24 protein-coding genes are annotated in these 23,760 nt (G+C 70.8%); 20 read left to right on the top strand and 4 right to left on the bottom strand.

Annotation, left to right across the window (positions count from 1 at the left end; translation table 11 throughout):
- Window positions 1–3 precede the first annotated feature (3 nt).
- Both OG885_RS07070 and OG885_RS07065 read left to right on the top strand, forming a co-directional pair.
- On the top strand, window positions 4–963 hold the full coding sequence (locus OG885_RS07070) for a GlxA family transcriptional regulator (protein ID WP_405727706.1): 960 nt from the start codon (window positions 4–6) through the stop codon (window positions 961–963).
- Between the two features lie 16 nt (window positions 964–979).
- Window positions 980–1,615, top strand: coding sequence for a DJ-1/PfpI family protein (locus OG885_RS07065; protein WP_405727703.1), 636 nt, complete (start codon window positions 980–982; stop codon window positions 1,613–1,615).
- On the opposite strand, the gene OG885_RS07060 is transcribed toward OG885_RS07065, so the two are convergent.
- Complete coding sequence (locus OG885_RS07060; protein WP_405727700.1) at window positions 1,602–2,351, bottom strand: enoyl-CoA hydratase/isomerase family protein; 750 nt, start codon at window positions 2,349–2,351, stop codon at window positions 1,602–1,604. The two genes, OG885_RS07065 and OG885_RS07060, sit on opposite strands and share 14 nt — an antisense overlap.
- 66 nt (window positions 2,352–2,417) lie before the next feature.
- Here OG885_RS07060 and OG885_RS07055 point away from each other — a divergent pair, with 66 nt between their 5' ends.
- Entirely contained in the window at window positions 2,418–3,071 is a 654-nt protein-coding gene (locus OG885_RS07055; RefSeq protein WP_405742621.1) for an HdeD family acid-resistance protein, read from the top strand.
- 174 nt (window positions 3,072–3,245) lie between these two features.
- Entirely contained in the window at window positions 3,246–3,734 is a 489-nt protein-coding gene (locus tag OG885_RS07050; RefSeq protein ID WP_405742619.1) for an ATP-binding protein, read from the top strand.
- A gap of 6 nt (window positions 3,735–3,740) precedes the next feature.
- On the opposite strand, the gene idi is transcribed toward OG885_RS07050, so the two are convergent.
- The 3 genes from idi to galE all read right to left on the bottom strand — a co-directional run bounded on the left by idi (window position 3,741) and on the right by galE (window position 6,567).
- Entirely contained in the window at window positions 3,741–4,334 is a 594-nt protein-coding gene (gene idi, locus OG885_RS07045; RefSeq protein ID WP_405727697.1) for an isopentenyl-diphosphate Delta-isomerase, read from the bottom strand.
- Window positions 4,335–4,524: 190 nt separating this feature from the next.
- Entirely contained in the window at window positions 4,525–5,466 is a 942-nt protein-coding gene (locus OG885_RS07040; protein WP_405727694.1) for a cation diffusion facilitator family transporter, read from the bottom strand.
- Window positions 5,467–5,601: 135 nt separating this feature from the next.
- Window positions 5,602–6,567, bottom strand: coding sequence for a UDP-glucose 4-epimerase GalE (gene galE / locus OG885_RS07035; RefSeq protein ID WP_405727691.1), 966 nt, complete (start codon window positions 6,565–6,567; stop codon window positions 5,602–5,604).
- 278 nt (window positions 6,568–6,845) lie between these two features.
- Here galE and OG885_RS07030 point away from each other — a divergent pair, with 278 nt between their 5' ends.
- The 16 genes from OG885_RS07030 (at window position 6,846) to ispG (ending at window position 23,755) form a co-directional block, all read left to right on the top strand.
- Window positions 6,846–8,654 carry a DUF5941 domain-containing protein gene (locus tag OG885_RS07030; RefSeq protein WP_405727688.1) on the top strand — a complete coding sequence of 603 codons (1,809 nt, stop codon included), beginning with the start codon at window positions 6,846–6,848 and terminating at the stop codon, window positions 8,652–8,654.
- The gene (locus OG885_RS07025) at window positions 8,651–9,403 is read left to right on the top strand and encodes a sugar phosphate nucleotidyltransferase (RefSeq protein ID WP_405727685.1); all 753 of its coding nucleotides are present in this window, start codon (window positions 8,651–8,653) and stop codon (window positions 9,401–9,403) included. The genes OG885_RS07030 and OG885_RS07025 overlap by 4 nt, the downstream gene beginning before the upstream one ends.
- A complete protein-coding gene (locus OG885_RS07020; RefSeq protein ID WP_399953862.1) occupies window positions 9,391–10,452 on the top strand; it encodes an iron-containing alcohol dehydrogenase family protein in 1,062 nt (353 codons plus the stop codon). Before OG885_RS07025 ends, OG885_RS07020 begins: the two co-directional genes overlap by 13 nt.
- Window positions 10,430–11,209: a CDP-alcohol phosphatidyltransferase family protein gene (locus tag OG885_RS07015; protein WP_405727681.1), complete on the top strand. Its 780-nt coding sequence runs from the start codon at window positions 10,430–10,432 to the stop codon at window positions 11,207–11,209. Before OG885_RS07020 ends, OG885_RS07015 begins: the two co-directional genes overlap by 23 nt.
- Window positions 11,210–11,217: 8 nt before the next feature.
- Window positions 11,218–12,090, top strand: coding sequence for a glycosyltransferase family 2 protein (locus OG885_RS07010; protein ID WP_405742617.1), 873 nt, complete (start codon window positions 11,218–11,220; stop codon window positions 12,088–12,090).
- Between the two features lie 105 nt (window positions 12,091–12,195).
- Window positions 12,196–13,131 carry an ABC transporter permease gene (locus tag OG885_RS07005; protein WP_399953866.1) on the top strand — a complete coding sequence of 312 codons (936 nt, stop codon included), beginning with the start codon at window positions 12,196–12,198 and terminating at the stop codon, window positions 13,129–13,131.
- Window positions 13,124–13,915: an ABC transporter ATP-binding protein gene (locus OG885_RS07000; protein WP_405727677.1), complete on the top strand. Its 792-nt coding sequence runs from the start codon at window positions 13,124–13,126 to the stop codon at window positions 13,913–13,915. The genes OG885_RS07005 and OG885_RS07000 overlap by 8 nt, the downstream gene beginning before the upstream one ends.
- 384 nt (window positions 13,916–14,299) lie before the next feature.
- On the top strand, window positions 14,300–15,202 hold the full coding sequence (hpnC, locus tag OG885_RS06995; protein WP_405727674.1) for a squalene synthase HpnC: 903 nt from the start codon (window positions 14,300–14,302) through the stop codon (window positions 15,200–15,202).
- Window positions 15,199–16,149, top strand: coding sequence for a presqualene diphosphate synthase HpnD (gene hpnD / locus OG885_RS06990; RefSeq protein ID WP_405727671.1), 951 nt, complete (start codon window positions 15,199–15,201; stop codon window positions 16,147–16,149). Before hpnC ends, hpnD begins: the two co-directional genes overlap by 4 nt.
- Window positions 16,149–16,289 (top strand): DUF6380 family protein, encoded by a 141-nt coding sequence (locus OG885_RS06985; protein ID WP_405727668.1) that lies wholly within the window; start codon window positions 16,149–16,151, stop codon window positions 16,287–16,289. Before hpnD ends, OG885_RS06985 begins: the two co-directional genes overlap by 1 nt.
- Complete coding sequence (gene hpnE, locus OG885_RS06980; RefSeq protein WP_405727665.1) at window positions 16,286–17,680, top strand: hydroxysqualene dehydroxylase HpnE; 1,395 nt, start codon at window positions 16,286–16,288, stop codon at window positions 17,678–17,680. The genes OG885_RS06985 and hpnE overlap by 4 nt, the downstream gene beginning before the upstream one ends.
- A 62-nt stretch (window positions 17,681–17,742) precedes the next feature.
- Window positions 17,743–18,810: a polyprenyl synthetase family protein gene (locus OG885_RS06975; RefSeq protein WP_405727662.1), complete on the top strand. Its 1,068-nt coding sequence runs from the start codon at window positions 17,743–17,745 to the stop codon at window positions 18,808–18,810.
- 120 nt (window positions 18,811–18,930) lie between these two features.
- Window positions 18,931–20,922, top strand: coding sequence for a squalene--hopene cyclase (gene shc, locus OG885_RS06970; protein ID WP_405727659.1), 1,992 nt, complete (start codon window positions 18,931–18,933; stop codon window positions 20,920–20,922).
- Window position 20,923: 1 nt separating this feature from the next.
- A complete protein-coding gene (locus tag OG885_RS06965; RefSeq protein WP_405727656.1) occupies window positions 20,924–21,565 on the top strand; it encodes a 1-hydroxy-2-methyl-2-butenyl 4-diphosphate reductase in 642 nt (213 codons plus the stop codon).
- Between the two features lie 5 nt (window positions 21,566–21,570).
- Window positions 21,571–22,593, top strand: a complete 1,023-nt coding sequence (gene hpnH, locus OG885_RS06960; RefSeq protein WP_405727653.1) for an adenosyl-hopene transferase HpnH — start codon at window positions 21,571–21,573, stop codon at window positions 22,591–22,593.
- A 4-nt stretch (window positions 22,594–22,597) separates the two neighbouring features.
- Window positions 22,598–23,755: a flavodoxin-dependent (E)-4-hydroxy-3-methylbut-2-enyl-diphosphate synthase gene (gene ispG, locus OG885_RS06955; RefSeq protein ID WP_405727650.1), complete on the top strand. Its 1,158-nt coding sequence runs from the start codon at window positions 22,598–22,600 to the stop codon at window positions 23,753–23,755.
- Window positions 23,756–23,760 lie beyond the last annotated feature (5 nt).

The following is a 23,760-nucleotide window of genomic DNA, read 5'->3' as shown; positions in this document are numbered from 1 at the left end:
GACATGACGCAGCGAACCGTCCTCGTCGTCCTCTTCGACGAGGTGCAGAGCCTCGATGTCACCGGCCCCCTGGAGGTGTTCGCCGGGGCCGAGCACCACACGCCGGGCACCTACCGCATCCGTACCGCGTCCCTGGACGGCGCCCCCGTGCGCACCTCCAGCGGTCTGACCCTCGTACCGGATCTGGCCCTGTCCGACGCTCCCGTCCCGCACACCCTGCTCGTCCCGGGCGGACAGGGGACCCGACGTCCCGACCCGCGCCTGACCGAGTGGCTGCGCGTGAACGGGCCGCGTGCCGAGCGGCTGGTCTCGGTGTGCACGGGAGCGATCCTGCTCGCCGAGGCGGGTCTCCTCGACGGCCACCGTGTCACCACCCACTGGGCGTACAGCGACACGCTCGCCCGCGATCACCCGGCCGTCGACGTCGAACCCGACCCGATCTACATCCGGGACGGCAGCGTCGCCACCTCCGCCGGCGTCACCTCGGGCATCGACCTCGCCCTCGCACTGGTCGAGGAGGACCTGGACCGGGACGTGGCGCTGACGATCGCTCGCTATCTGGTCGTCTTCCTCCGCAGGCCCGGCAACCAGGCCCAGTTCAGCGCCCAGCTGGCCGTGCAGACGGCGCGGCGCGAGCCCCTGCGCGAGGTCCAGCGGTGGATCAGCGAGCACCCGGGCGCCGACCTCAGCGTCGAGTCCCTCGCCGCTCGCGCCCGGCTCTCCCCGCGCCACTTCGCCCGCGCCTTCCAGGCCGAGACCGGCACGACCCCCGGCCGCTACGTCGACCGGGTCCGCCTCGAACACGCCCGGCGCCTGCTGGAGGACACCACCGACGGCGTCGAGGAGATCTCCCGCGCCAGCGGCTACGGCACCCCCGAGGCCATGCGCCGCGCCTTCGTCAGAACACTCGGCGCGTCACCGGCCGAGTACCGCCGCCGGTTCCACCCGGTACCGGCCCACTGAAGGGACCGCAGAAACCGTGCAGATCGCCATCGTCCTGTTCGACCGCTTCACCGCCCTCGACGCCGTCGGCCCCTACGAGACCCTCGGCCGGCTGCCGGACTCGGAGACCGTCTTCGTCGCCGAGCGCACCGGGCCGCACCGCACCGACACCGGGAACCTCGCCCTCACCGCCGACAGGACCTTCGCCGAGGTGCCGCACCCGGACATCGTGATCGTGCCCGGAGGCCCGGGGCAGACCCCGCAGATGGAGAACCCGGTGCTGCTCGACTGGCTGCGCACCGCCGACGCCACCAGCACCTGGACGACGTCCGTGTGCACCGGCTCCCTGCTGCTGGCCGCCGCCGGACTGCTGACGGGCCGCCGGGCGACCTCCCACTGGCTGGCCCTGGACTACCTGAAGCAGTTCGGCGCCGAGCCGACCGGGGAGCGGGTCGTCTTCGACGGCAAGTACGTCACCGCGGCCGGCGTCTCCTCCGGCATCGACATGGGGCTCACCCTGCTCGGCAGGCTCGCCGGCGACGAACACGCCCAGGCCGTACAGCTGTTGACCGAGTACGACCCGCAGCCGCCCTACGACGCCGGCTCACCGCACAAGGCCCCCGCGCACCTCGTGGAAGAGTTCCGCACGAAGAGCCGCTTCATCCTGACGTAGTCCACGTGAAGCGCGGCTGCCTGCGCTCCAGGAACGCGGCGACGCCCTCCGCGGTGTCGCCGCTGCCGCGCGCCTGCTCGGTCCAGTGGGCGTCCCGGTCCGTCAGCCCGCCGGCGAACTCCTTCGCCGCCGCTTGCGTCAACTGCGAGCGGGACACCAGGATCCGGGTGAACTCGGCGACCCGCTTGTCCAGTTCGCCCTCCGGCAGCACCTCGTCCACGAGGCCGGTGCGCAGGGCCCGCTCCGCGTCGATCAACTCGCCGGAGAACAAAAGGTACTTGGCGGCGGACGGCCCCACCAGCGCCACCAACCGCCGCGTGGAGGACGCCGGATACACGATCCCCAGCTTGGCCGGTGTCACCCCGAACAGCGAGCCCTCCTGCGCGAACCGCAGATCGCAGGCCGCCGCGAGCTGTGAGCCACCGCCCACGCAGTGCCCGCGGATCGCGGCCAACGTCGGCTTCGGGAAAGCCGCGAGCGCCTCCTCGGCGGCGACCGCCAGCCCCTGCGCCTCCTCCGGCGACCCGCGCAGCGTGGAGATGTCGGCCCCGGCACAGAACGTGCCGCCCTCGCCGGTCAGCACCAGCGCGCGTACGGCCGGATCGGCGGCCAGCGTGTCGAGCAGCGGCGGCAGCGACCGCCACATCGCGGCCGTCATGGCGTTGCGCTTGGCCGGGTGGCGGATGACGACGGTGGCGACCGAGTCGGTCACGCCGTGCTGCAGCTGGGGCTCCATGGCCGGATGCTAACCGCACCCGCCTTCCGTACGATCGGGAAGGGGCTCCCGCGCGAGGAGGTGCCGATGGCCAGGGACGGCAAGGGCAGGGCCGGCAAACGCACGGACGAGACCGCGAAACTGAGCCGGGACTTCGGCTGGCTGGCCGCACTCGGCGTGATCCTGGTCCTCGCGGGACTCGTGGGCCTGATCTACACCGGGGTGGCCACGCTCACCTCGATGATCCTGTTCGGCTGGCTGCTGCTCATCGGCGGCGTCGTGGGCCTGCTGCACGCGATCCAGGCGCGCGGCACCAACTTCTTCTGGCTCGGCGTGGTCGTCGCCGCCCTGAACATCGCGGCCGGCGTGGTCGTCATCAGCCGACCCGAGGCGGCGGCCGCGGCGCTGACCATGTTCGCCGCGCTGCTCTTCCTCACCGGTGGGGTGTTCCGGCTGGCCGGCAGCCTGGTGGTGCGGGGGCCGCAGTTCGGCTGGACGCTGGTGCAGGGCGCCTTCGGTCTGCTCCTCGGCATCCTCGTGCTCGCCTCCTGGCCGAGCAGCAGCAAGTACGTCATCGGCTGCTTCTTCTCGCTCGCGCTGCTCTTCGACGGCCTCGGTCTGATCGCCACCGGCTACGGCGGCCGGCGCATCGTCGGCATGGTCTCCGACCGGCTCGCCACCGAGGGCGGCGGAGGGAGCGATACGGACGAGGGCGCCACCGAACCCGTACAACCCGAATAGTTCGCGAACGCGGCACGACCCGGACAGAAACGGTCCTGCACGAGCCCGCGTCCGGCACCGTCGATCACAAACGCTCGATATGCGCTGACTTCTGTTCAGTCATCCGGAGTGGAGCGGTGCGTTACCAACACTCGACGTGTGGTGACAATCGAGCGCGAGGGTGGCGACCGGACGATGGAGAACCGCGGGCGTGGGTCAGGCCCACGTCCACCAGGCGGCGCGGACCCGGACCCGCTGCCTTACGAGGGCGTCTGGCGGTTCACCGCCCCCGCCGTGGACGCCTCGGTCCCGCAGGCGCGGCACGCCGTACGGGACCTGCTGCTGCGGCAGGGGGTGCCGGTCTCGGACGACCTCGTGCAGGGGCTCCTGCTGATCGTCTCCGAGCTGGTCACCAACGCGGTGCGGCACGCGGCCCTGCTGTCGCCGATGCTCGCCGTGGAGGTCGCCGTCGGCGCCGAGTGGGTGCGGGTGTCCGTCGAGGACAACCACCCCTACCGGCCGACCGCCCTGGAGGCCGACCACGGGCAGACCGGTGGCCGCGGACTGCTGCTGGTGCGGGAGGTCACGCGCGAGGCCGGCGGCGTCTGCGACGTTGAGCACACGGCGAACGGCGGCAAGGTGATCTGGGCCGCCCTGCCGCTCGCTCCGGTGCGTGTGCTTTAGGTCTCGCTACCAGCCGGCGCTGGGGCCGGTCAGTTCGCGGACCGCGGGGCGGGCCGCGTCCAGGACCGTCATGAACCAGGACGAGAAGGTGTCGCGTGCGTGTCGCTCGACGAGTTCGGCCGGGGTCACGAAGGCCGTCGCGCCGACCTCCTCCGCGTCCGGCCGCAGCGGCGCCTGGAGCATCCCGACGAAGAGGTGGTTGTACTCCTGCTCCACCAGGCCCGACTCCGGGTCCGGGTGGTTGTAGCGCACGGTCCCCGCCTCCGCGAGGAGCGATGGGGACGCGCCCAGCTCCTCGTACGTCCGCCGGGCCGCCGCCGCGAAGGGTGCCTCGCCCGGGTAGGGGTGGCCGCAGCAGGTGTTGGACCACACACCGGGGGAGTGGTACTTGCCCAGCGCCCGCTGCTGGAGCAGCAGACGGCCCTGCTCGTCGAAGAGGAACACGGAGAAGGCGCGGTGCAGTTGCCCGGGTGGTTGATGGGCGGCGAGCTTCTCCGCGGTGCCGATCGTGACGCCGTCCTCGTCGACCAGTTCCAGCAGAATCGGGTCAGCGGTGCCGTTCGACGAACTGTGCGTCGCGGTGGCAGGTGTGATCGGCATACCCATCCTTCGCATCGGTCTTACGCGCCCCAAGTGTGCCGTACTGACACGACACTCCCGGCCGTTGATCGTGCCCGGCGCGGCGGACGGGGAACCGTCCGGGGCGCGCTGTGAGGTCGAGGACGCCACCGTGCACCGGATCGCTGCATTCCGTCCCCTGCCGGACTCACCGGACTCCCGGACCGGGCCCTCAGTGGCACAGTCGGGCCTCGTGCTCCGCGTGTCCGCCCGGCTCCAGCTGGAAGGTGCAGTGCTCCACGTCGAAGTGGTCGCCCAGGCAGCCCTGGAGCTCGTGGAGCATCTTCTCGTGACCGATCGCGTTCAGGACGTCGGAGCGCACCACCACGTGCGCGGACAGCACCGGCATCCCGGAGGTGATGGTCCAGGCGTGCAGGTCATGGACGTCCTCGACGCCGTCCAGGGCCAGGATGTGCGTCCGTACGTCGTTCATGTCGACGTTCTTCGGGGCCGCCTCCAGGAGTACGTCGAGGGTCTCGCGCAGCAGCTTCCAGGTGCGGGGCACGATCATCAGGCCGATGACGAGCGAGGCGATCGGGTCGGCGGCCTGCCAGCCGGTGGTGAGGATCACCACCGCCGAGATGATCACCGCGAGTGAGCCGAGGGCGTCCGCCGCGACCTCCAGGAACGCGCCGCGGACGTTCAGACTGTCCTTCTGGCCCCGCATCAGCAGGGACAGCGAGATCATGTTGGCGACCAGGCCGATCGCACCGAACACGATGGTCAGCCCGCCCTCGGTGCCGGCGGGCGTGATGAACCGCTGGACGGCCTCGTACAGGACGTAGCCGCCGACACAGAACAGCAGCAGACAGTTGGCGAGTGCGGCGAGGATCTCGGCGCGGGCGTATCCGAAGGTGCGCGTCCCGCTCGGCGGGAGGCTCGCGAAGTGGATCGCCATCAGCGCCATGCCCAGGCCCAGCCCGTCCGTCGCCATGTGCGCCGCGTCCGCGACCAACGCGAGCGAGTCCGCGAGGATGCCGCCGACGATCTCGACCACCATGACGGTGAGCGTGATCGACAACGCCACCCGCAGCCTGCCGCGGTACGCCGCGGTCGCCGTACCGCCGGCCGGCGCATGCGAGTGCGCGTGCCCGTGATCGTGCCCAGCCCCCATGGAAGCCGCCTCCTGTGATCTCCGCCCGGCTTCACAGTGAACTACGGGTGGGGGGTATCCGGCAACGCGGCACTGAACACCGTTGTCATGTGCCCTGACCTGCGTAAACGAACCGCAGGTCAGGGCTCCCTCAGTTCACTGGCCGTGGTGCAGCCGCCAGCCGGCCCACGCCGACTCGATCATCTCCCGCACCCCGCGCCGGGCGGTCCAGCCGAGCTCGCGGGCGGCCAGCTCGGCCGAGGCGACCGAGACCGGGGCGTCGCCGGGACGCCGGGGCTCCACCACGGGCTCCCGTCGGTCGCCGGTGACCTCGCCGATGACCGTGACCAGCGCCCGTACGGAGACACCCTCGCCGCGGCCGATGTTGACGGTCAGGTCGCCGGCCCGGTCGACGACCCGTCGTGCGGCCGCGAGATGTGCCTCGGCCAGGTCGGCGACATGGATGTAGTCGCGGACGCAGGTGCCGTCCGGCGTCGGGTAGTCGTCACCGAAGATCCGCGGGGCCTCGTCACGGGTGAGCCGGTCGAAGACCATCGGCACGATGTTGAAGACGCCCGTGTCCGCCAGCTCGGGCGCCGCGGCCCCCGCCACGTTGAAGTACCGCAGACACACGGTGGAGATCCCGTGCGCCTGTCCCGCCGCCCGGACCAGCCACTCCCCGGCGAGCTTCGTCTCGCCGTAGGGGTTCACCGGGGCGCACGGGGTGTCCTCCGTGATCAGCCCGGCGTCGGGATTGCCGTAGACGGCCGCCGACGAGGAGAACACGAACCGGCCGACCCCGGCCTCGGCGACCGCGTCGAGGAGCGTCGCCAGACCGCCGACGTTCTCCTGGTAGTAGCGCGTCGGCTGCGCCACCGACTCGGCGACCTGCTTGCGCGCGGCCAGGTGCAGCACGCCGGTCACCTCGTGCTCGGCCAGCACCCGCTTCAGCAGCCCGGCGTCGAGCGACGACCCCCGCACGAGCGGCACGTCCGCCGGCAGCCGCGCGGGAACCCCGGCCGACAGGTCGTCCAGCGCGACGACGCGCTCACCGGCCTCCGTCATGGCCCGCGCCACATGGGCCCCTATGTATCCCGCTCCGCCTGTGATCAGCCATGTCATGGTCGCCCACCCTATGCCGAGGCCATGGCGGCGGACGCTATGTCCCGGATGCCCGATCCTGCGGGACGCGGTTTGTGGGCGGGGCCCGTGATCACCCATGATGATCGCGGCAAAGGCCGGGGGAGCCGCCGTGGATCGGCCCGTGAACGGGCGGTGAACGCGGGCTTCCCGGCATCCGATAGCCTCTGCCGACATGCCGCCCGGCCGTCACCGGTAAGGGGCGCCCCCACCGTGTACCCGCCGGCGTGCAGACGTCGGCACCCAGGGAGTGAGTTCGGTTGTCGACCGCCATCCTCACCGGTCAGCCGGTCCCCGGATCGTCGATCGAGGGCGATCTGCGGTCCCTCGGCTTCGACGTCCGGACCGCCTCCGACGCCGCCGAGACCGAGACGCTCCTCGCCCAGGTGCCCGGTGACCAGCGAGTCGCCGTCGTCGACGCCGGTTTCGTCGGCCATCTGCACGCCCTGCGCCTCGGTCTGACCGACCCGCGCTTCCCGCTCGCCGCGATCCCCGGCGCCGTCACGGCCCAGCCGGGCGGCCGCCAGGCCCTGACCCGCGCGATGGCCCGGGAGAACAGCGCGGGCGGCGGGACGGCACTCGTCGTGGACAGCCTCGCCGACCGGATCGTCACCGCGCTGGACGCGGACGACGCCGGAGTGCACCACCCCGAGCTCGGCAGCCTCGTCGCCGTGGTCCCGGCCGACCCGCAGGCCCGCAACGAGGCACGGCAGGCCGTCGCCGCCGTCGACGACGAAGCCGTACGTCTGAAGTCGGCGGTGAAGTCCCGCGACGGCTTCTTCACCACGTACTGCATCAGCCCGTACTCCCGCTACATCGCCCGCTGGTGCGCCCGCCGGGGGCTGACCCCGAACCAGGTCACCACCGCCTCGCTCGTCACCGCCCTCATCGCGGCGGGCTGCGCGGCGACGGGCACCCGGGCCGGGTACGTCGCGGCCGGTCTGCTGCTGATCTTCTCCTTCGTCCTGGACTGCACCGACGGCCAGCTCGCCCGCTACTCGCTCCAGTACTCCACGCTCGGTGCCTGGCTGGACGCCACCTTCGACCGGGCCAAGGAGTACGCCTACTACGCCGGACTGGCGCTGGGCGCGGCCCGCGGCGGCGACGACGTGTGGGCGCTGGCGCTCGGGGCGATGGTCCTGCAGACCTGCCGGCACGTCGTCGACTTCTCCTTCAACGAGGCCAACCACGACGCCACCGCCAACACCAGCCCCACCGCAGCCCTCTCCGACAAGCTCGACAGCGTCGGCTGGACGGTGTGGGTACGGCGCATGATCGTGCTCCCGATCGGTGAGCGCTGGGCGATGATCGCGGTCCTCACGGCGCTGACCACCCCCCGGATCACCTTCTACGCGCTCCTCGTCGGCTGCGCGTTCGCGGCGACGTACACCACGGCCGGTCGCGTACTGCGGTCGCTGACGCGTAGGGCGCGGCGCACGGACCGGGCGGCCGAGGCGCTGGCCGACCTCGCGGACTCGGGCCCGCTCGCCCAGGCCCTCGCCGGCGCCCTGAAGAACCCCGCGCGCAAGCTCCCCGGCTTCACGGCCCCGGCGGTGGCCCTCCTCGGTGGCCTCGCCCTCGTCGCCTCCGCCGCGTTCACCGACTTCGGCGGAGCGTGGCCGATCATCGGCGCCGCCGTCTACGCCGTCACCTCCGCCCTCGCCGTCGCCCGCCCCCTCAAGGGCGCCCTCGACTGGCTCGTCCCGCCCTTCTTCCGGGCCGCCGAGTACGGCACCGTCCTGGTGCTGGCGGCCAAGGCGGACGTGAACGGAGCCCTTCCTGCGGCTTTCGGGCTGGTGTCGGCGGTCGCCTACCATCACTACGACACGGTGTACCGCATCCGCGGCAACGCCGGCGCGTCCCCGGCCTGGCTGGTGCGCGCCATCGGGGGGCACGAGGGGCGGACGCTGCTCGTCACCGTCCTGGCCGCGGTGCTCACCGCCTCGCAGTTCAAGGTCGCGCTCACGGCTCTGGCCGTGGCCGTCGCCCTCGTGGTGCTCGTCGAGAGCATCCGCTTCTGGGTGTCCTCCGGGGCGCCCGCCGTACACGATGAAGGAGAACCCGCATGATCGGCCTCGTGCTGGCGGCCGGCGCCGGACGGCGTCTGCGCCCCTACACCGACAGCCTTCCCAAGGCTCTGGTGCCGGTGGGCCCCGCGGGCATAGAGGGCGAACCCACGGTTCTGGACCTCACTCTCGCCAACTTCGCGGAGATCGGGCTGACCGAGGTCGCGATCATCGTCGGCTACCGCAAGGAGGCCGTGTACGCGCGCAAGGAGGCCCTTGAGGCCAAGTACGGCCTCAAGCTCACGCTCATCGACAACGACAAGGCCGAGGAGTGGAACAACGCGTACTCCCTGTGGTGCGGCCGTGACGCCCTCAAGGACGGCGTGATCCTCGCCAACGGCGACACCGTCCACCCGGTCTCCGTCGAGAAGACGCTGCTCGCCGCCCGTGGCGAGGGCAAGCGCATCATCCTCGCCCTCGACACCGTGAAGTCCCTCGCGGACGAGGAGATGAAGGTCGTCGTCGACCCCGGGAAGGGCATGACGAAGATCACCAAGCTGATGGACCCCGCCGAGGCCACCGGCGAGTACATCGGCGTCACGCTCATCGAGGGCGACGCCGCCCCCGAACTGGCCGACGCGCTGAAGACGGTCTGGGAGACGGACCCGCAGCAGTTCTACGAGCACGGCTACCAGGAGCTCGTGAACCGCGGCTTCCGGATCGACGTCGCGCCGATCGGTGACGTCAAGTGGGTCGAGATCGACAACCACGACGATCTCGCCCGCGGACGGGAGATCGCGTGCCTCTACTGACCCGGCTCATCCCCGCGCCGGTCGTCGTCGACATCCGCCCGGGTGCCCTCGACGACCTGGTCGGCGTCCTCGCCGACGAGCGCATCTCGCACTCCGGCAGGCTCGCCGTCGCCGTCAGTGGCGGTTCCGGCGCCAAGCTGCGCAAGCGGCTCGAACCCTCGCTGCCCGGCGCCAGCTGGTACGAGGTCGGCGGCGGCACCCTCGACGACGCGGTACAGCTGGCGAGCGCCATAAAGGCCGGTCACTACGACGCGGTCGTGGGCCTCGGTGGCGGCAAGATCATCGACTGCGCCAAGTTCGCCGCGGCGCGCGTCGGCCTGCCGCTGGTCGCCGTACCGACCAACCTCGCCCACGACGGCCTGTGCTCGCCGGTCGCGACCCTCGACAACGACGCGGGCCGCGGCTCCTACGGAGTGCCGAACCCGATCGCGGTCGTCATCGACCTCGACGTCATCCACGAGGCCCCGTCCCGCTTCGTGCGGGCCGGGATCGGCGACGCCGTCTCCAACATCTCCGCGATCGCGGACTGGGAGCTGGCCAACCGCGTCAAGGGCGAGAAGATCGACGGCCTCGCCGCCTCGATCGCCCGCCAGGCAGGCGAGGCCGTGCTCAGGCACCCCGGCGGCATAGGGGACACCGACTTCCTCCAGGTGCTCGCCGAAGCGCTCGTGCTCAGCGGTATCGCGATGTCGGTCTCGGGCGACTCCCGCCCGTCCTCCGGCGCCTGCCACGAGATCAACCACGCCTTCGACCTGCTCTTCCCCAAGCGCGCCGCCGCCCATGGCGAGCAGTGCGGCCTCGGCGCCACCTTCGCGATGTTCCTGCGAGGCGCGCACGAGGAGTCGGCGTACATGGCCTCGGTACTGCGCCGGCACGGCCTGCCGGTCCTGCCGGAGGAGATCGGCTTCTCGGTGGACGAGTTCGTCCGCGCCGTGGAGTTCGCTCCGGAGACCCGGCCCGGCCGGTACACGATCCTCGAACACCTCGACCTCAAGACCGACCAGATCAAGGATCTCTACGTCGACTATGTCAAGACCATCGGTAGCTGAACTCCGTCCGGTCGTGCACCCCGCAGGGGTGAAGGACCGGCGCAGCGGTGAGCACTGGATGGGGCGCCTCTACATGCGCGAGGTGTCCCTGCGGGTGGACCGCTACCTGGTGAACACCAGGGTCACGCCCAACCAGCTCACGTACCTGATGACCGTCTTCGGCGTCCTCGCGGCCCCGGCACTGATCGTGCCGGGGATCCCGGGGGCCGTGCTCGGCGTGGTCTGCGTGCAGATGTATCTGCTCCTCGACTGCGTCGACGGTGAGATCGCCCGCTGGAAGAAGCAGTACTCACTCAACGGCGTCTACCTCGACCGGGTCGGCGCCTATCTGACCGACGCCGCCGTCCTCGTCGGCTTCGGTCTGCGCGCGGCCGACCTGTTCGGCAGCGGCCGTATCGACTGGCTGTGGGCGTTCCTCGGCACGCTCGCCGCGCTCGGCGCCATCCTGATCAAGGCGGAGACCGACCTCGTCGGTGTCGCCCGGCACCAGACCGGCAAGCCGCCGGTCCAGGAGTCGGCGGCCGAGATGCGCTCCTCCGGCATGGCACTGGCCCGCAAGGCCGCGTCCCTGCTCAAGTTCCACCGCCTCATCCTCGGCATCGAGGCGTCCCTGCTGATCCTGGTGCTGGCCGTCGTCGACAACGCGCGCGGCGACCTGTTCGCCTCGCGGCTCGGTGTCGCCGTACTGGCCGGCATCGCGCTGCTCCAGACGCTGCTGCACCTGGTGTCCATCCTCGCCTCCAGCAGGCTCAAGTGAGCGCCCCCATGAAGGTCGGCGCCGTCATCATCACGATGGGCAACCGGCCCGAGGAGTTGCGGGCCCTGCTGGACTCGGTCGCCAAGCAGGACGGCGACCGCGTCGAGGTGGTCGTCGTGGGCAACGGCTCGCCCGTGCCGGACGTCCCCGCGGGCGTGCGCACCATCGAGCTGCCCGAGAACCTCGGCATCCCCGGCGGTCGCAACGTCGGTATCGAGGCCTTCGGCCCCAGCGGTCGCGACGTCGACATATTGCTCTTCCTCGACGACGACGGCCTCCTGGCGAACCACGACACCGCCGAGCTGTGCCGCACGGCGTTCGCCGAGGACCCGAAGCTCGGCATCGTCAGCTTCCGCATCGCCGACCCGGACACCGGCGTCACCCAGCGCCGCCACGTCCCGCGGCTGCGCGCCGCCGACCCCATGCGCTCCTCGCGCGTGACCACCTTCCTCGGCGGCGCCAACGCCGTCCGCACCAAGGTCTTCGCCGAAGTCGGCGGCCTGCCGGACGAGTTCTTCTACGCGCACGAGGAAACCGACCTGGCCTGGCGGGCCCTCGACGCGGGCTGGATGATCGACTACCGGTCCGACATGGTGCTGTACCACCCGACGACCGCGCCCTCGCGGCACGCGGTCTACCACCGCATGGTCGCCCGCAACCGGGTCTGGCTCGCCCGCCGCAACCTGCCCGCGCTCCTGGTCCCCGTCTACCTCGGGGTCTGGCTGCTGCTCACCCTGCTGCGCCGCCCCTCCCGGCCCGCGCTGAAGGCATGGTTCGGTGGATTCCGGGAAGGTTGGACCACCACGTGCGGCCCACGCAAGCCCATGAAGTGGCGTACCGTGTGGCGGCTGACCCGACTGGGCCGGCCCCCGGTGATCTGACAAGCTCGAACCAGGGAGCGGCCGGGCCGACACCCGGCCCTGGCTCATGCCCAAGCCGCACAGGCTGCGCATCTCGATGCATCTCGAAGACGAAAGTTTCCACCAGTGAGTGAGACAACGCATGACGGCGGAGTCGCGGTGACCGCGCCTCCGTCGCCCGACGAGGGCCTCACGGCGGCACAGCTCGCCGCCAAGTACGGGCTGGCCGTGAGCGGTGCCCGCCCCTCACTCGTCGAGTACGTCCGCCAGCTCTGGGACCGCCGTCACTTCATCCTCGCGTTCTCGCGGGCGAAGCTGACCGCCCAGTACAGCCAGGCCAAGCTCGGCCAGCTGTGGCAGGTGGCCACGCCGCTGCTCAACGCGCTGGTCTACTTCTTCATCTTCGGTCTGCTGCTGGGCGCCCGGAAGGGCATCCCGCACGACATCTACGTGCCGTTCCTGGTGACCGGTGTGTTCGTGTTCACCTTCACCCAGAGCTCGGTCCTCGCGGGCGTGCGCGCGATCTCCGGAAACCTGGGCCTGGTGCGGGCGCTGCACTTCCCGCGGGCGTCCCTGCCGATCTCGTTCGCGCTCCAGCAGCTCCAGCAGCTGCTGTACTCGATGATCGTGCTGGTCCTGATCATGGTGGCGTTCGGCAGCTACCCGGGTCTGTCCTGGCTGCTGGTCCTGCCCGCGCTGACCCTGCACTTCGTGTTCAACACCGGCCTCGCGCTGACCTTCGCCCGCATGGGCAGCAAGACCCCCGACCTCGCCCAGCTGATGCCGTTCGTGCTGCGTACGTGGATGTACGCGTCCGGTGTCATGTTCAGCATCCCCGCGATGCTCGCCGGCAAGGACCTGCCGGGCTGGGTCACCGAGGTCCTTCAGTGGAACCCCGCCGCCATCTACATGGACCTGATCCGCTTCGCGCTGATCGACGGCTACGGCTCCGAGTACCTGCCCCCGCACGTGTGGCTCTTCGCGCTGGGCTGGGCGGTACTCGCCGGGGCCTTCGGATTCGTCTACTTCTGGAAGGCGGAAGAGAGGTACGGCCGTGGCTGAGACCGAGCAGAAGACCGCCCCCCGGGACCCCCGTCCCACCGTCATCGCGGACGACCTCCACATCGTCTACCGCGTCAACGGCGCCAAGTCCGGCAAGGGCAGCGCCACCGCCGCCCTCAGCCGCATCGTCAAGCGCGGCGAGGAACGCGGTGTGCGCAAGGTGCACGCCGTGCGCGGGGTCTCCTTCATCGCCTACCGCGGCGAGGCCATCGGCCTGATCGGTTCCAACGGCTCCGGCAAGTCCACCCTGCTGCGTGCCATCGCCGGTCTGCTGCCCGCCGAGAGCGGCAAGGTCTACACCGACGGCCAGCCCTCGCTGCTCGGCGTCAACGCGGCCCTGATGAACGACCTCACCGGCGAGCGGAACGTCATCCTGGGCGGGCTCGCCATGGGCATGTCCCGGGAGCAGATCAAGGAGCGCTACCAGGAGATCGTCGACTTCTCGGGCATCAACGAGAAGGGCGACTTCATCACCCTGCCCATGCGCACCTACTCCTCCGGCATGGCGGCCCGGCTGCGCTTCTCCATCGCCGCCGCCAAGGACCACGACGTCCTGATGATCGACGAGGCCCTGGCCACCGGCGACCGCAAGTTCCAGAAGCGCTCGGAGGCGCGCATCAGGGAACTGCGCAAGGAGGCCGGCACGGTGTTCCTGGTCAGCCACAACAACAAGTCGATCCGTGACACCTGCGACCGGGTCCTGTGGCTGGAGCGCGGCGAGCTGCGCATGGACGGCCCGACCGACGAGGTCCTCAAGGAGTACGAGAAGTTCACGGGCAAGTAGTCCACCAGGGCCTCGGCGTATCGGCCCATGACGCTTCGCGGGGCCCCGCCGGAACTGCTCCGGCGGGGCCCCGCGTCTGCAAAGGAAACGTCAACTTCGGTACCCCGCAGGAATCTTGAAGTCAATCGGTGTGTTGTTGTGATGCGCAGGACACCCCGACGATCCACACCGCGCTGTACAACGTAAGCTGTACCGGTCCCGAATAGCGGCAAGTGGGGCGATAATGCCCGACACCCTCTGTCAGGGCCGCCGCACGGAAAGCCGGGCGGCGTGTCCGAAATAGTGTGTATTGGGTCGGCGGTGTAGAACGGGAGATGTGACGGCTATGGCTACGGAAACTCCCCAGCTCAACGCATGTGCCGTCCCCGGCCCGGGCAGTCGGCGGTGACGGGCACCGACACGGCACGCGCCTCGGATCCGGAGCGCGGCACGCTGGACAAGGCCGCGGGTGAGAACTTCCCCGTGGCCCCCTTCTTCCTGCCCCGGGCCTGGCGCGCCGACCTCATGGCCGTCTACGGCTTCGCCCGTCTCGTCGACGACATCGGTGACGGCGACCTCGCCCCCGGCGGCGCCGACGCCCGCCTCCTCGGTGTCTCCGCCGCGAAGGCCGAGGACCGTCTGGAGCTGCTGGACGCCTTCGAGGCCGACCTCGACCGGGTCTTCACCGGGGAACCCCGCCACCCGCTGCTGCGCCGCCTGCAGCCCACGGTCCGCCGCCGGGCGCTGCCCCCCGAGCCCTTCCTCGGCCTGATCGCCGCGAACCGCCAGGACCAGCTGGTCAAGCGGTACGAGACCTACGATGACCTGCTCGCCTACTGCGAACTGTCGGCCAACCCCGTGGGCCGCCTGGTCCTCGGCGTCACCGGCACCTCGACCCCGGAGCGGATCCGGCTCTCGGACGCGATCTGCACGGCGCTCCAGATCGTCGAACACCTCCAGGACGTGACCGAGGACCTCGGCCGCGACCGCATCTACCTGCCGGCCGAGGACATGAAACGTTTCCATGTCCAGGAGGCGGATCTCGCCACAAGGACCGCGGGCGCATCGGTGCGCGCACTGGTCGCCCACGAAGCAGAACGCGCCCGCTGTCTCCTGAATGAAGGCGCCCCCCTGGTGGGTAGCGTCCACGGCAGGTTGAAGCTGCTGCTCGCAGGGTTCGTGGCGGGGGGAAGGGCGGCGATCCGCGCGATCGCCGCCGCCGAATACGACGTACTTCCCGGCCCGCCCAAGCCCGGCAAGCTCCGGCTGCTGCGTGAGGTGGGCGTGACTCTGCGAGGAGAGGGGTGATCCGGACCGTGGAGGCCGAACCACACGTGTCCGCACCGGTACTCGCCGCCTACAGCTACTGCGAGGCCGTGACCGGACAGCAGGCGCGGAACTTCGCGTACGGCATCAGGCTGCTGCCGATGTCCAGGCGCCGCGCGATGTCGGCGTTGTACGCCTTCTCGCGCCGCGTCGACGACATCGGTGACGGCACCCTGCCGCCGGACGTCAAGGCCGCCAGGCTCGAGGACACCCGGGCGATGCTGGCCCGGGTCCGTGACGGCGTGGTCGACGAGGACGACACCGACCCGGTCGCGGTCGCCCTGGCCCACGCCGCCACCGCGTTCCCGATCCCGCTGGGCGGCCTGGACGAGCTGATCGACGGCGTCCTGATGGACGTCCGCGGCGAGACCTACGAGACCTGGGACGACCTGAAGGTCTACTGCCGCTGTGTCGCGGGCGCCATCGGACGCCTCTCGCTCGGGGTGTTCGGTACGGAACCGGGGGCGCGCGGAGTCGAGCGCGCGCCGGAGTATGCCGACACGCTCGGGCTCGCGCTTCAGCTCACCAACATCCTCCGGGACGTCCGTGAGGACGCCCTGGGCGGACGCACCTATCTGCCCGCCGACGATCTCGCGAAGTTCGGCTGCTCGGCCGGGTTCAACGGGCCGAGACCACCGGAGGGCTCCGACTTCGCGGGCCTCGTGCACTTCGAAGTGCGACGGGCCCGCGCCCTTTTCGCCGAGGGCTACCGGCTGCTGCCCATGCTCGACCGGCGCAGCGGCGCCTGTGTCGCCGCGATGGCCGGGATCTACCGCCGCCTCCTGGACCGCATCGAGCGCGACCCGGAGGCCGTGCTGCGCGGCCGGGTCTCGCTGCCCGGGCGGGAGAAGGCGTACGTCGCGGTACGGGGACTGTCCGGGCTGGACGCACGGCATGTGACGCGCAGGACCGTCAGGAGGCGCGCCTGATGGACAAAACGGTCCAAGGTGATGCCACAGGGGAAAAGCGGCAGGCAACCCTCCGGCAGGGCGTGGCGTCCCTGACTGCAACGGCCGACCGTGCACCGTTCAAGCACCGCGGCGGCCGCGCAGGGGAGGGTGCACGATGACCGACGGCCATGAGTCCGGGCGGGACGCCGTCGTGATCGGCGGCGGGCTCGCCGGGATCACCGCCGCGCTCGCCCTCGCCGACGCGGGTGTCCGCGTCACCCTGCTCGAAGGCCGGCCCCGCCTCGGCGGGCTCGCCTTCTCCTTCCAGCGCGGCGAACTGACCGTCGACAACGGACAGCACGTCTATCTGCGCTGCTGCACCGCCTACCGCTGGTTCCTCGACCGGATCGAGGGGGCCGCGCTGGCGCCGCTGCAGGATCGTCTCGACGTGCCCGTACTCGACGTCGACAAGCCCGAGGGGCGACGGCTCGGCAGGCTGCGGCGCGACGCGCTGCCGGTGCCCCTGCATCTGGGGCGCAGCCTCGCCACGTACCCGCATCTCTCGCTCGCCGACCGGGCCAGGGTGGGGCGGGCCGCGCTCGCGCTCAAGGGCCTCGACCTCGCCGATCCGGACCTGGACGCACAGGACTTCGGCAGCTGGCTGACCGCGCACGGTCAGTCGGCGCGTGCCGTCGAGGCCCTGTGGGACCTGGTCGGGGTCGCCACCCTCAACGCGGTCGCGGGCGACGCCTCACTGGGGCTCGCCGCGATGGTGTTCAAGACCGGTCTGCTGTCCGACCCGGGCGCGGCCGACATCGGATGGGCGCATGTCCCGCTGGGTGAACTGCACGACCGGCTGGCCCGCAAGGCGCTCGACTCCGCGGGTGTCCGTACCGAGGTCCGTACACGCGTCACCTCCATCTCCACTGACGAGAACGGGGCTTGGCGCGTCGAGGTTCCCGGCGAGACGCTGCGGGCGGACTCGGTCGTCCTCGCCGTACCCCAGCGCGAGGCCCATGACCTGCTGCCCGAGGGTGCGCTGGACGCACCGGAAAATCTTCTGCGGATCGGCACCGCGCCGATCCTCAACGTGCATGTCGTCTACGACCGCAAGGTGCTTCACCGACCGTTCTTCGCGGCTCTCGGCACCCCGGTCCAATGGGTCTTCGACCGCACCGACGCCTCCGGGCTGCGCGAGGGCCAGTACCTCGCGCTGTCCCAGTCGGCGGCGCAGGACGAGATCGACGAGCCCGTCGCCGTACTCCGGGAGCGGTACCTCCCGGAGCTGGAGCGGCTGCTGCCCGGCACCCGTGGTGCCGAAGTGAGGGACTTCTTCGTCACCAGGGAGCGCACGGCGACGTTCGATCCCGCCCCCGGCGTCGGACGGCTGCGGCCCGGCGCCCGTACCAGAGCACCCGGCCTCTACCTGGCCGGAGCGTGGACCGCCACGGGGTGGCCCGCGACCATGGAGAGTGCGGTCCGCAGCGGTGTGAAGGCGGCGGACGCCGCGCTGAGCGCCCTGGGCCGGCCCCGCCCGAGCCACCTCTTCGACGTCGAGGAGGCGGCCTGATGCTCGATCAGCATGGCGCGGCAGGTCCCCGCACCCCCGGTACCGCAACAAGAGGAGAGACTGTGCCCACTGTTCCCCCGGCCTCGAAGGCTGCCGAGGCGGTGGACGTGACCGCGCTGCTGGAGCGCGGCCGGACCTTGGCCACACCGGTACTGCGGGCGGCGATCGATCGCCTGGCCGCTCCCATGGACACCGTTTCCGCCTACCACTTCGGCTGGATCGACGCCGACGGCAAGCCCACGGCCGGCGACGGCGGCAAGGCCGTGCGCCCCGCGCTCGCGGTGCTCTCCGCGGAGATCACCGGCGCCGCCCCCGAGGTCGGCATCCCCGGCGCCGTGGCCGTCGAGCTGGTCCACAACTTCTCGCTCCTGCACGACGACCTGATGGACGGCGACGAGCAGCGCCGGCACCGCGACACCGTCTGGAAGGTGCACGGCCCCGCCCAGGCCATCCTCGTCGGCGACGCCATGTTCGCCCTCGCCAACGAGGTCCTGCTGGAGCTCGGCACCGTCGAGGCCGGCCGCGCCACCCGCCGGCTGACCACCGCCACCCGGGCCCTCATCGACGGCCAGGCCCAGGACATCTCCTACGAGCACCGCGACCGCGTCAGCGTCGAGGAGTGCCTGGAGATGGAGGGCAACAAGACCGGCGCCCTGCTGGCCTGCGCCAGCTCCATCGGCGCCGTGCTCGGCGGCGCGGACGACCGTACCGCCGACACCCTGGAGAAGTACGGCTACCACCTGGGCCTCGCCTTCCAGGCCGTGGACGACCTCCTCGGCATCTGGGGCGACCCGGTCTCCACCGGCAAGCAGACCTGGAGCGACCTGCGCCAGCGCAAGAAGTCCCTGCCGGTCGTGGCCGCCCTCGCGGCGCACGGTCCCGCCGCCGAGCGGCTCGGCGAGATCCTCGCCGCCGACGCCAAGAGCAGCGACTTCGAGAACTTCTCCGAGGAGGAGTTCGCGGCCCGCGCCGCCCTCATCGAGGAGGCCGGCGGCCGGGACTGGACGGCCCAGGAGGCACGCCGTCAGCACACCATCGCCATCGAGGCCCTGAACGCCGTCGACATGCCCGACCGGGTACGGGCGCAGTTCACGGCGCTCGCCGACTTCGTCGTCGTACGAAAGAGATGATCACTATCGGTCGAATAGCCCTCGCGTAGTCGCCGGCCGGTGCCGAAAGCACCATCAGGGCACCGGCCGACGGCGGACCCACAGCAGAGCACCATTTGCACACTGCACGAAGGGGAAGCCATGACAGCGACGACCGACGGAAGCACCGGGGCCCTGCCGCCCCGCGCTGCCGCGGCCAGCGAAACCGACATCAACACCCCCGTGGCGGCCGGGGTGCGCGAAGCCGCCGCGTTCGCGCTGCAGCGCGCCACCGATCACCTGCTGGCGCGGCAGGACGCCCAGGGCTGGTGGAAGGGCGACCTGGAGACCAACGTCACCATGGACGCCGAGGATCTGCTGCTCCGTCAGTTCCTGGGCATCCGCGACGAGTCCACCACTCGGGCCGCCGGTCTGTTCATCCGCGGCGAGCAGCGCGAGGACGGCACCTGGGCCTCCTTCTACGGCGGGCCCGGCGAACTCTCCACCACCGTCGAGGCGTACGTCGCCCTGCGGCTGGCCGGGGACGCGCCCGACGCGCCGCACATGGCGAAGGCGTCCGCGTGGATCCGCGAGCAGGGAGGTATCGCCGCCGCCCGGGTCTTCACCCGGATCTGGCTCGCCCTGTTCGGCTGGTGGAAGTGGGAGGACCTGCCCGAACTGCCGCCCGAGCTCATCTACTTCCCCACGTGGGTGCCGCTCAACATCTACGACTTCGGCTGCTGGGCCCGGCAGACCATCGTCCCGCTGACGATCGTCTCCGCGAAGCGCCCGGTACGGCCCGCGCCCTTCGCTCTCGACGAGCTGCACACCGACCCGGCGCACCCCAACCCGGTCAAGCCCCTGGCTCCGGCGGCCAGTTGGGACGGCGCCTTCCAACGTCTGGACAAGGCGCTGCACCAGGTGCGCAAGGTCGTGCCCCGCAGACTGCGCAGGGCGGCCATGAACACCGCCGCCCGCTGGATCATCGAGCGGCAGGAGAACGACGGCTGCTGGGGCGGCATCCAGCCGCCCGCCGTGTACTCGGTGATCGCCCTGCACCTCATGGGCTACGACCTCGAACACCCGGTCATGCGGGCCGGGTTGGAGTCCCTGGACCGCTTCGCGATCTGGCGCGAGGACGGGGCCCGGATGATCGAGGCCTGTCAGTCGCCGGTGTGGGACACCTGCCTGGCGACCATCGCGCTCGCCGACGCCGGGCTGGCCCCCGACCACCCGGCGCTCGTCAAGGCGGCGGACTGGATGCTGGGCGAGGAGATCGTGCGGCCCGGCGACTGGGCCGTGAAGCGACCCCAACTGCCGCCGGGCGGGTGGGCGTTCGAGTTCCACAACGACAACTACCCCGACATCGACGACACCGCCGAGGTCGTCCTCGCCCTGCGCCGCGTCCGGCACCACGACCCGGAGCGGGTGGAGAAGGCCATCGGACGCGGGGTGCGCTGGAACCTCGGCATGCAGTCCAAGAACGGGGCATGGGGCGCCTTCGACGTCGACAACACCAGCCCCTTCCCCAATCGGCTGCCGTTCTGCGACTTCGGCGAGGTCATCGACCCGCCGTCCGCCGACGTCACCGCCCATGTGGTGGAGATGCTCGCCGTCGAGGGGCTCGCCCACGACCCGCGCACCCGGCGCGGCATCGAATGGCTCCTCGCCGAACAGGAGCCGAACGGCTCGTGGTTCGGGCGCTGGGGCGTCAACTACGTCTACGGCACCGGGTCCGTGGTGCCGGCCCTCGTCGCCGCGGGCATCCCCGCCGCACACCCGGCGATCCGGCGGGCCGTGACCTGGCTGGAGACCGTCCAGAACGACGACGGCGGCTGGGGCGAGGATCTGCGCTCCTACCAGCACGCCAGGGAGTGGAGCGGCCGAGGGGCCTCCACCGCCTCGCAGACGGCCTGGGCGCTGATGGCCCTGCTGGCCGCCGGCGAGAAGGACTCCAAGGCCGTCGAGCGGGGCGTCGAATGGCTCGCCGCCACCCAGCGGGCCGACGGCTCCTGGGACGAGCCCTACTTCACCGGTACCGGCTTCCCGTGGGACTTCTCCATCAACTACCACCTCTACCGGCAGGTCTTCCCGCTCACGGCACTCGGCCGCTACGTCCATGGAGAACCGTTCTCCCAGGCGGGGGAGGCATGAGATGAGCACCCCGCCCGCCCCGGCCCCGCTGCTGATCGCCTGCGCGCTCGGCATCGAGCGGCTGGCCCTGCGCAGCGGCGACCGGAGCGGTGCCGACGGGCCGGTGACCGTGCTGCGGACCGGCATGGGCCCCAAGGCGGCCGAGCGGGCCGTCACCCGGGCCCTGGCCGACCCGGCGTTCGCCGAGGCCGCCGTGCTCGCCACCGGCTTCTGCGCCGGGCTCGCGCCCGGCATGCACCCGGGCGACCTCGTCGTCGCCGAAGAAACCCGGGGACCGGCGGGAACCGTTCCGTGCGTGGGGACCGACCTACTCGTCAAGGAGCTGGTGCGGTCCGTACCCGGACGCACCGTCCACACCGGACCCCTCACCGGCTCCGATCACGTCGTACGCGGCCATGAACGGTCCGACCTGCTCGCGACCGGCGCGATCGCCGTCGACATGGAGTCCGCCGCCACGCTCCACAGCGCCGTACGCACGGGCCCACGCCCCGTTGCGGCCGTCCGGGTGGTCGTGGACGCTCCAGAACATGAACTCGTCCGGATCGGCACAGTGCGCGGTGGAATATCGGCTTTCCGCGTCCTTCGTTCCGTCCTTCCCGCTTTCTATGAATGGCACCGTTCCTTGCTGCTCCCCAGGAGGTGAGCCAGATGGCCATGCCGCTGCGTCAGTCCATCAAGGTCGCTACATACTTGGCCGAACAGAAGCTCCGCAAGCGGGACAAGTTCCCGCTCATCGTGGAGCTGGAACCCCTCTTCGCGTGCAACCTGAAGTGCGAGGGCTGCGGCAAGATCCAGCATCCGGCGGGCGTCCTCAAGCAGCGCATGCCGGTGGCGCAGGCCGTCGGGGCGGTCCTCGAGTCCGGTGCGCCGATGGTGTCCATCGCCGGCGGTGAGCCGCTGATGCACCCTCAGATCGACGAGATCGTGCGGCAGTTGGTGGCGAAGAAGAAGTACGTCTTCCTCTGCACCAACGCCATGCTGCTGCGCAAGAAGATGGACAAGTTCAAGCCCTCGCCCTACTTCGCCTTCGCGGTGCACATCGACGGGCTGCGCGAGCGGCACGACGAGTCCGTGGCGAAGGAGGGGGTGTTCGACGAGGCGGTGGAGGCGATCAAGGAGGCCAAGCGGCGCGGCTTCCGGGTCACCACCAACTCGACCTTCTTCAACACCGACACCCCGCAGACCATCATCGAGGTGCTCAACTTCCTCAACGACGACCTGCACGTGGACGAGATGATGATCTCGCCCGCCTACGCCTACGAGAAGGCACCCGACCAGGAGCACTTCCTCGGCGTGGAGCAGACCCGCGAGCTGTTCAAGAAGGCCTTCGCGGGCGGCAACCGGCGCAAGTGGCGGCTCAACCATTCCCCGCTCTTCCTGGACTTCCTGGAGGGCAAGGTCGACTTCCCCTGCACCGCCTGGGCGATCCCGAACTACTCCCTGTTCGGCTGGCAGCGTCCCTGCTACCTGATGAGCGACGGCTACGTGCCCACGTACCGCGAACTCATCGAGGACACCGACTGGGACAAGTACGGGCGCGGCAAGGACCCGCGCTGCGCCAACTGCATGGCGCACTGCGGCTACGAGCCCACCGCCGTCCTCGCCACCATGGGCTCGCTGAAGGAGTCCCTGCGCGCGATGCGCGAGACGGTCTCCGGAAACCGGGAGTGAGGTCATGACCGCCGTCTCCCTGGGCGTCCCCGAGATGCCGGTCCGGCCGATCGCCGAGCGACGCCAGTCGCGGCGGATCCAGGTCGGGCCGGTGGCGGTCGGGGGCGGGGCCCCGGTGTCGGTGCAGTCGATGACGACGACCCGTACGTCCGACATCGGCGCCACGCTCCAGCAGATCGCCGAACTCACCGCGTCCGGCTGCCAGATCGTCCGTGTCGCCTGCCCCACGCAGGATGACGCGGACGCGCTGGCCACCATCGCCCGAAAGTCGCAGATCCCGGTGATCGCCGACATCCACTTCCAGCCCAAGTACGTGTTCGCGGCGATCGAGGCCGGCTGTGCGGCCGTACGCGTCAATCCCGGCAACATCAAGAAGTTCGACGACCAGGTCAAGGAGATCGCGCGGGCCGCCCGCGATCACGGCACGCCGATCCGGATCGGGGTCAACGCCGGATCGCTGGACCGGCGGTTGCTGGAGAAGCACGGCAGGGCGACGCCGGAGGCGCTCGTGGAGTCGGCGCTGTGGGAGGCGTCGCTCTTCGAGGAGCACGGGTTCCGGGACATCAAGATCTCGGTGAAGCACAACGACCCCGTGGTGATGGTGGCGGCGTACCAACTGCTCGCCGAGCAGTGCGACTACCCGCTGCACCTGGGCGTCACCGAGGCCGGTCCCGCCTTCCAGGGGACGATCAAGTCGGCGGTCGCCTTCGGGGCGCTGCTCAGCAGGGGGATCGGCGACACCATCCGGGTGTCGCTGTCCGCGCCGCCCGCCGAGGAGGTCAAGGTCGGCATCCAGATCCTGGAGTCCCTGGGGCTGCGGCAACGCCGGCTGGAGATCGTGTCGTGCCCGTCCTGCGGGCGCGCCCAGGTCGACGTCTACAAGCTGGCCGACGAGGTCACGGCGGGCCTGGAGGGCATGGAAGTGCCCCTGCGGGTAGCCGTGATGGGTTGTGTGGTCAACGGTCCCGGCGAGGCGCGGGAGGCCGACCTCGGGGTCGCCTCCGGCAACGGCAAGGGGCAGATCTTCGTGAAGGGCGAGGTCATCAAGACCGTCCCCGAGTCGAAGATCGTGGAGACCCTCATCGAGGAGGCGATGAAGATCGCCGAACAGATGGAGCAGGACGGCGTCGCGTCGGGGGAGCCGGCCGTCACCGTGAGTTGAACAGC

Source organism: Streptomyces sp. NBC_00028 (assembly GCF_045041065.1).
Taxonomy (GTDB): Bacteria; Actinomycetota; Actinomycetes; order Streptomycetales; family Streptomycetaceae; genus Streptomyces.
The sequence above is the reverse complement of the archived record's forward strand: the minus strand, read 5'-3'. Positions and strand labels throughout refer to the sequence as shown.

Coding starts and splice junctions, on each gene's coding strand:
- hpnH (WP_405727653.1), top strand. CDS start 21,571: ATGGCCATGCCGCTGCGTCAGTCCATCAAGGTCGCTACATACTTGGCC.
- shc (WP_405727659.1), top strand. CDS start 18,931: ATGACAGCGACGACCGACGGAAGCACCGGGGCCCTGCCGCCCCGCGCT.
- OG885_RS07060 (WP_405727700.1), bottom strand. CDS start 2,351: ATGGAGCCCCAGCTGCAGCACGGCGTGACCGACTCGGTCGCCACCGTC.
- OG885_RS06965 (WP_405727656.1), top strand. CDS start 20,924: ATGAGCACCCCGCCCGCCCCGGCCCCGCTGCTGATCGCCTGCGCGCTC.
- galE (WP_405727691.1), bottom strand. CDS start 6,567: ATGACATGGCTGATCACAGGCGGAGCGGGATACATAGGGGCCCATGTG.
- OG885_RS07070 (WP_405727706.1), top strand. CDS start 4: ATGACGCAGCGAACCGTCCTCGTCGTCCTCTTCGACGAGGTGCAGAGC.
- OG885_RS06985 (WP_405727668.1), top strand. CDS start 16,149: ATGGACAAAACGGTCCAAGGTGATGCCACAGGGGAAAAGCGGCAGGCA.
- hpnE (WP_405727665.1), top strand. CDS start 16,286: ATGACCGACGGCCATGAGTCCGGGCGGGACGCCGTCGTGATCGGCGGC.
- OG885_RS07010 (WP_405742617.1), top strand. CDS start 11,218: ATGAAGGTCGGCGCCGTCATCATCACGATGGGCAACCGGCCCGAGGAG.
- OG885_RS07015 (WP_405727681.1), top strand. CDS start 10,430: ATGTCAAGACCATCGGTAGCTGAACTCCGTCCGGTCGTGCACCCCGCA.
- ispG (WP_405727650.1), top strand. CDS start 22,598: ATGACCGCCGTCTCCCTGGGCGTCCCCGAGATGCCGGTCCGGCCGATC.
- idi (WP_405727697.1), bottom strand. CDS start 4,334: ATGCCGATCACACCTGCCACCGCGACGCACAGTTCGTCGAACGGCACC.
- OG885_RS07055 (WP_405742621.1), top strand. CDS start 2,418: ATGGCCAGGGACGGCAAGGGCAGGGCCGGCAAACGCACGGACGAGACC.
- OG885_RS07025 (WP_405727685.1), top strand. CDS start 8,651: ATGATCGGCCTCGTGCTGGCGGCCGGCGCCGGACGGCGTCTGCGCCCC.
- OG885_RS07050 (WP_405742619.1), top strand. CDS start 3,246: ATGGAGAACCGCGGGCGTGGGTCAGGCCCACGTCCACCAGGCGGCGCG.
- OG885_RS07040 (WP_405727694.1), bottom strand. CDS start 5,466: ATGGGGGCTGGGCACGATCACGGGCACGCGCACTCGCATGCGCCGGCC.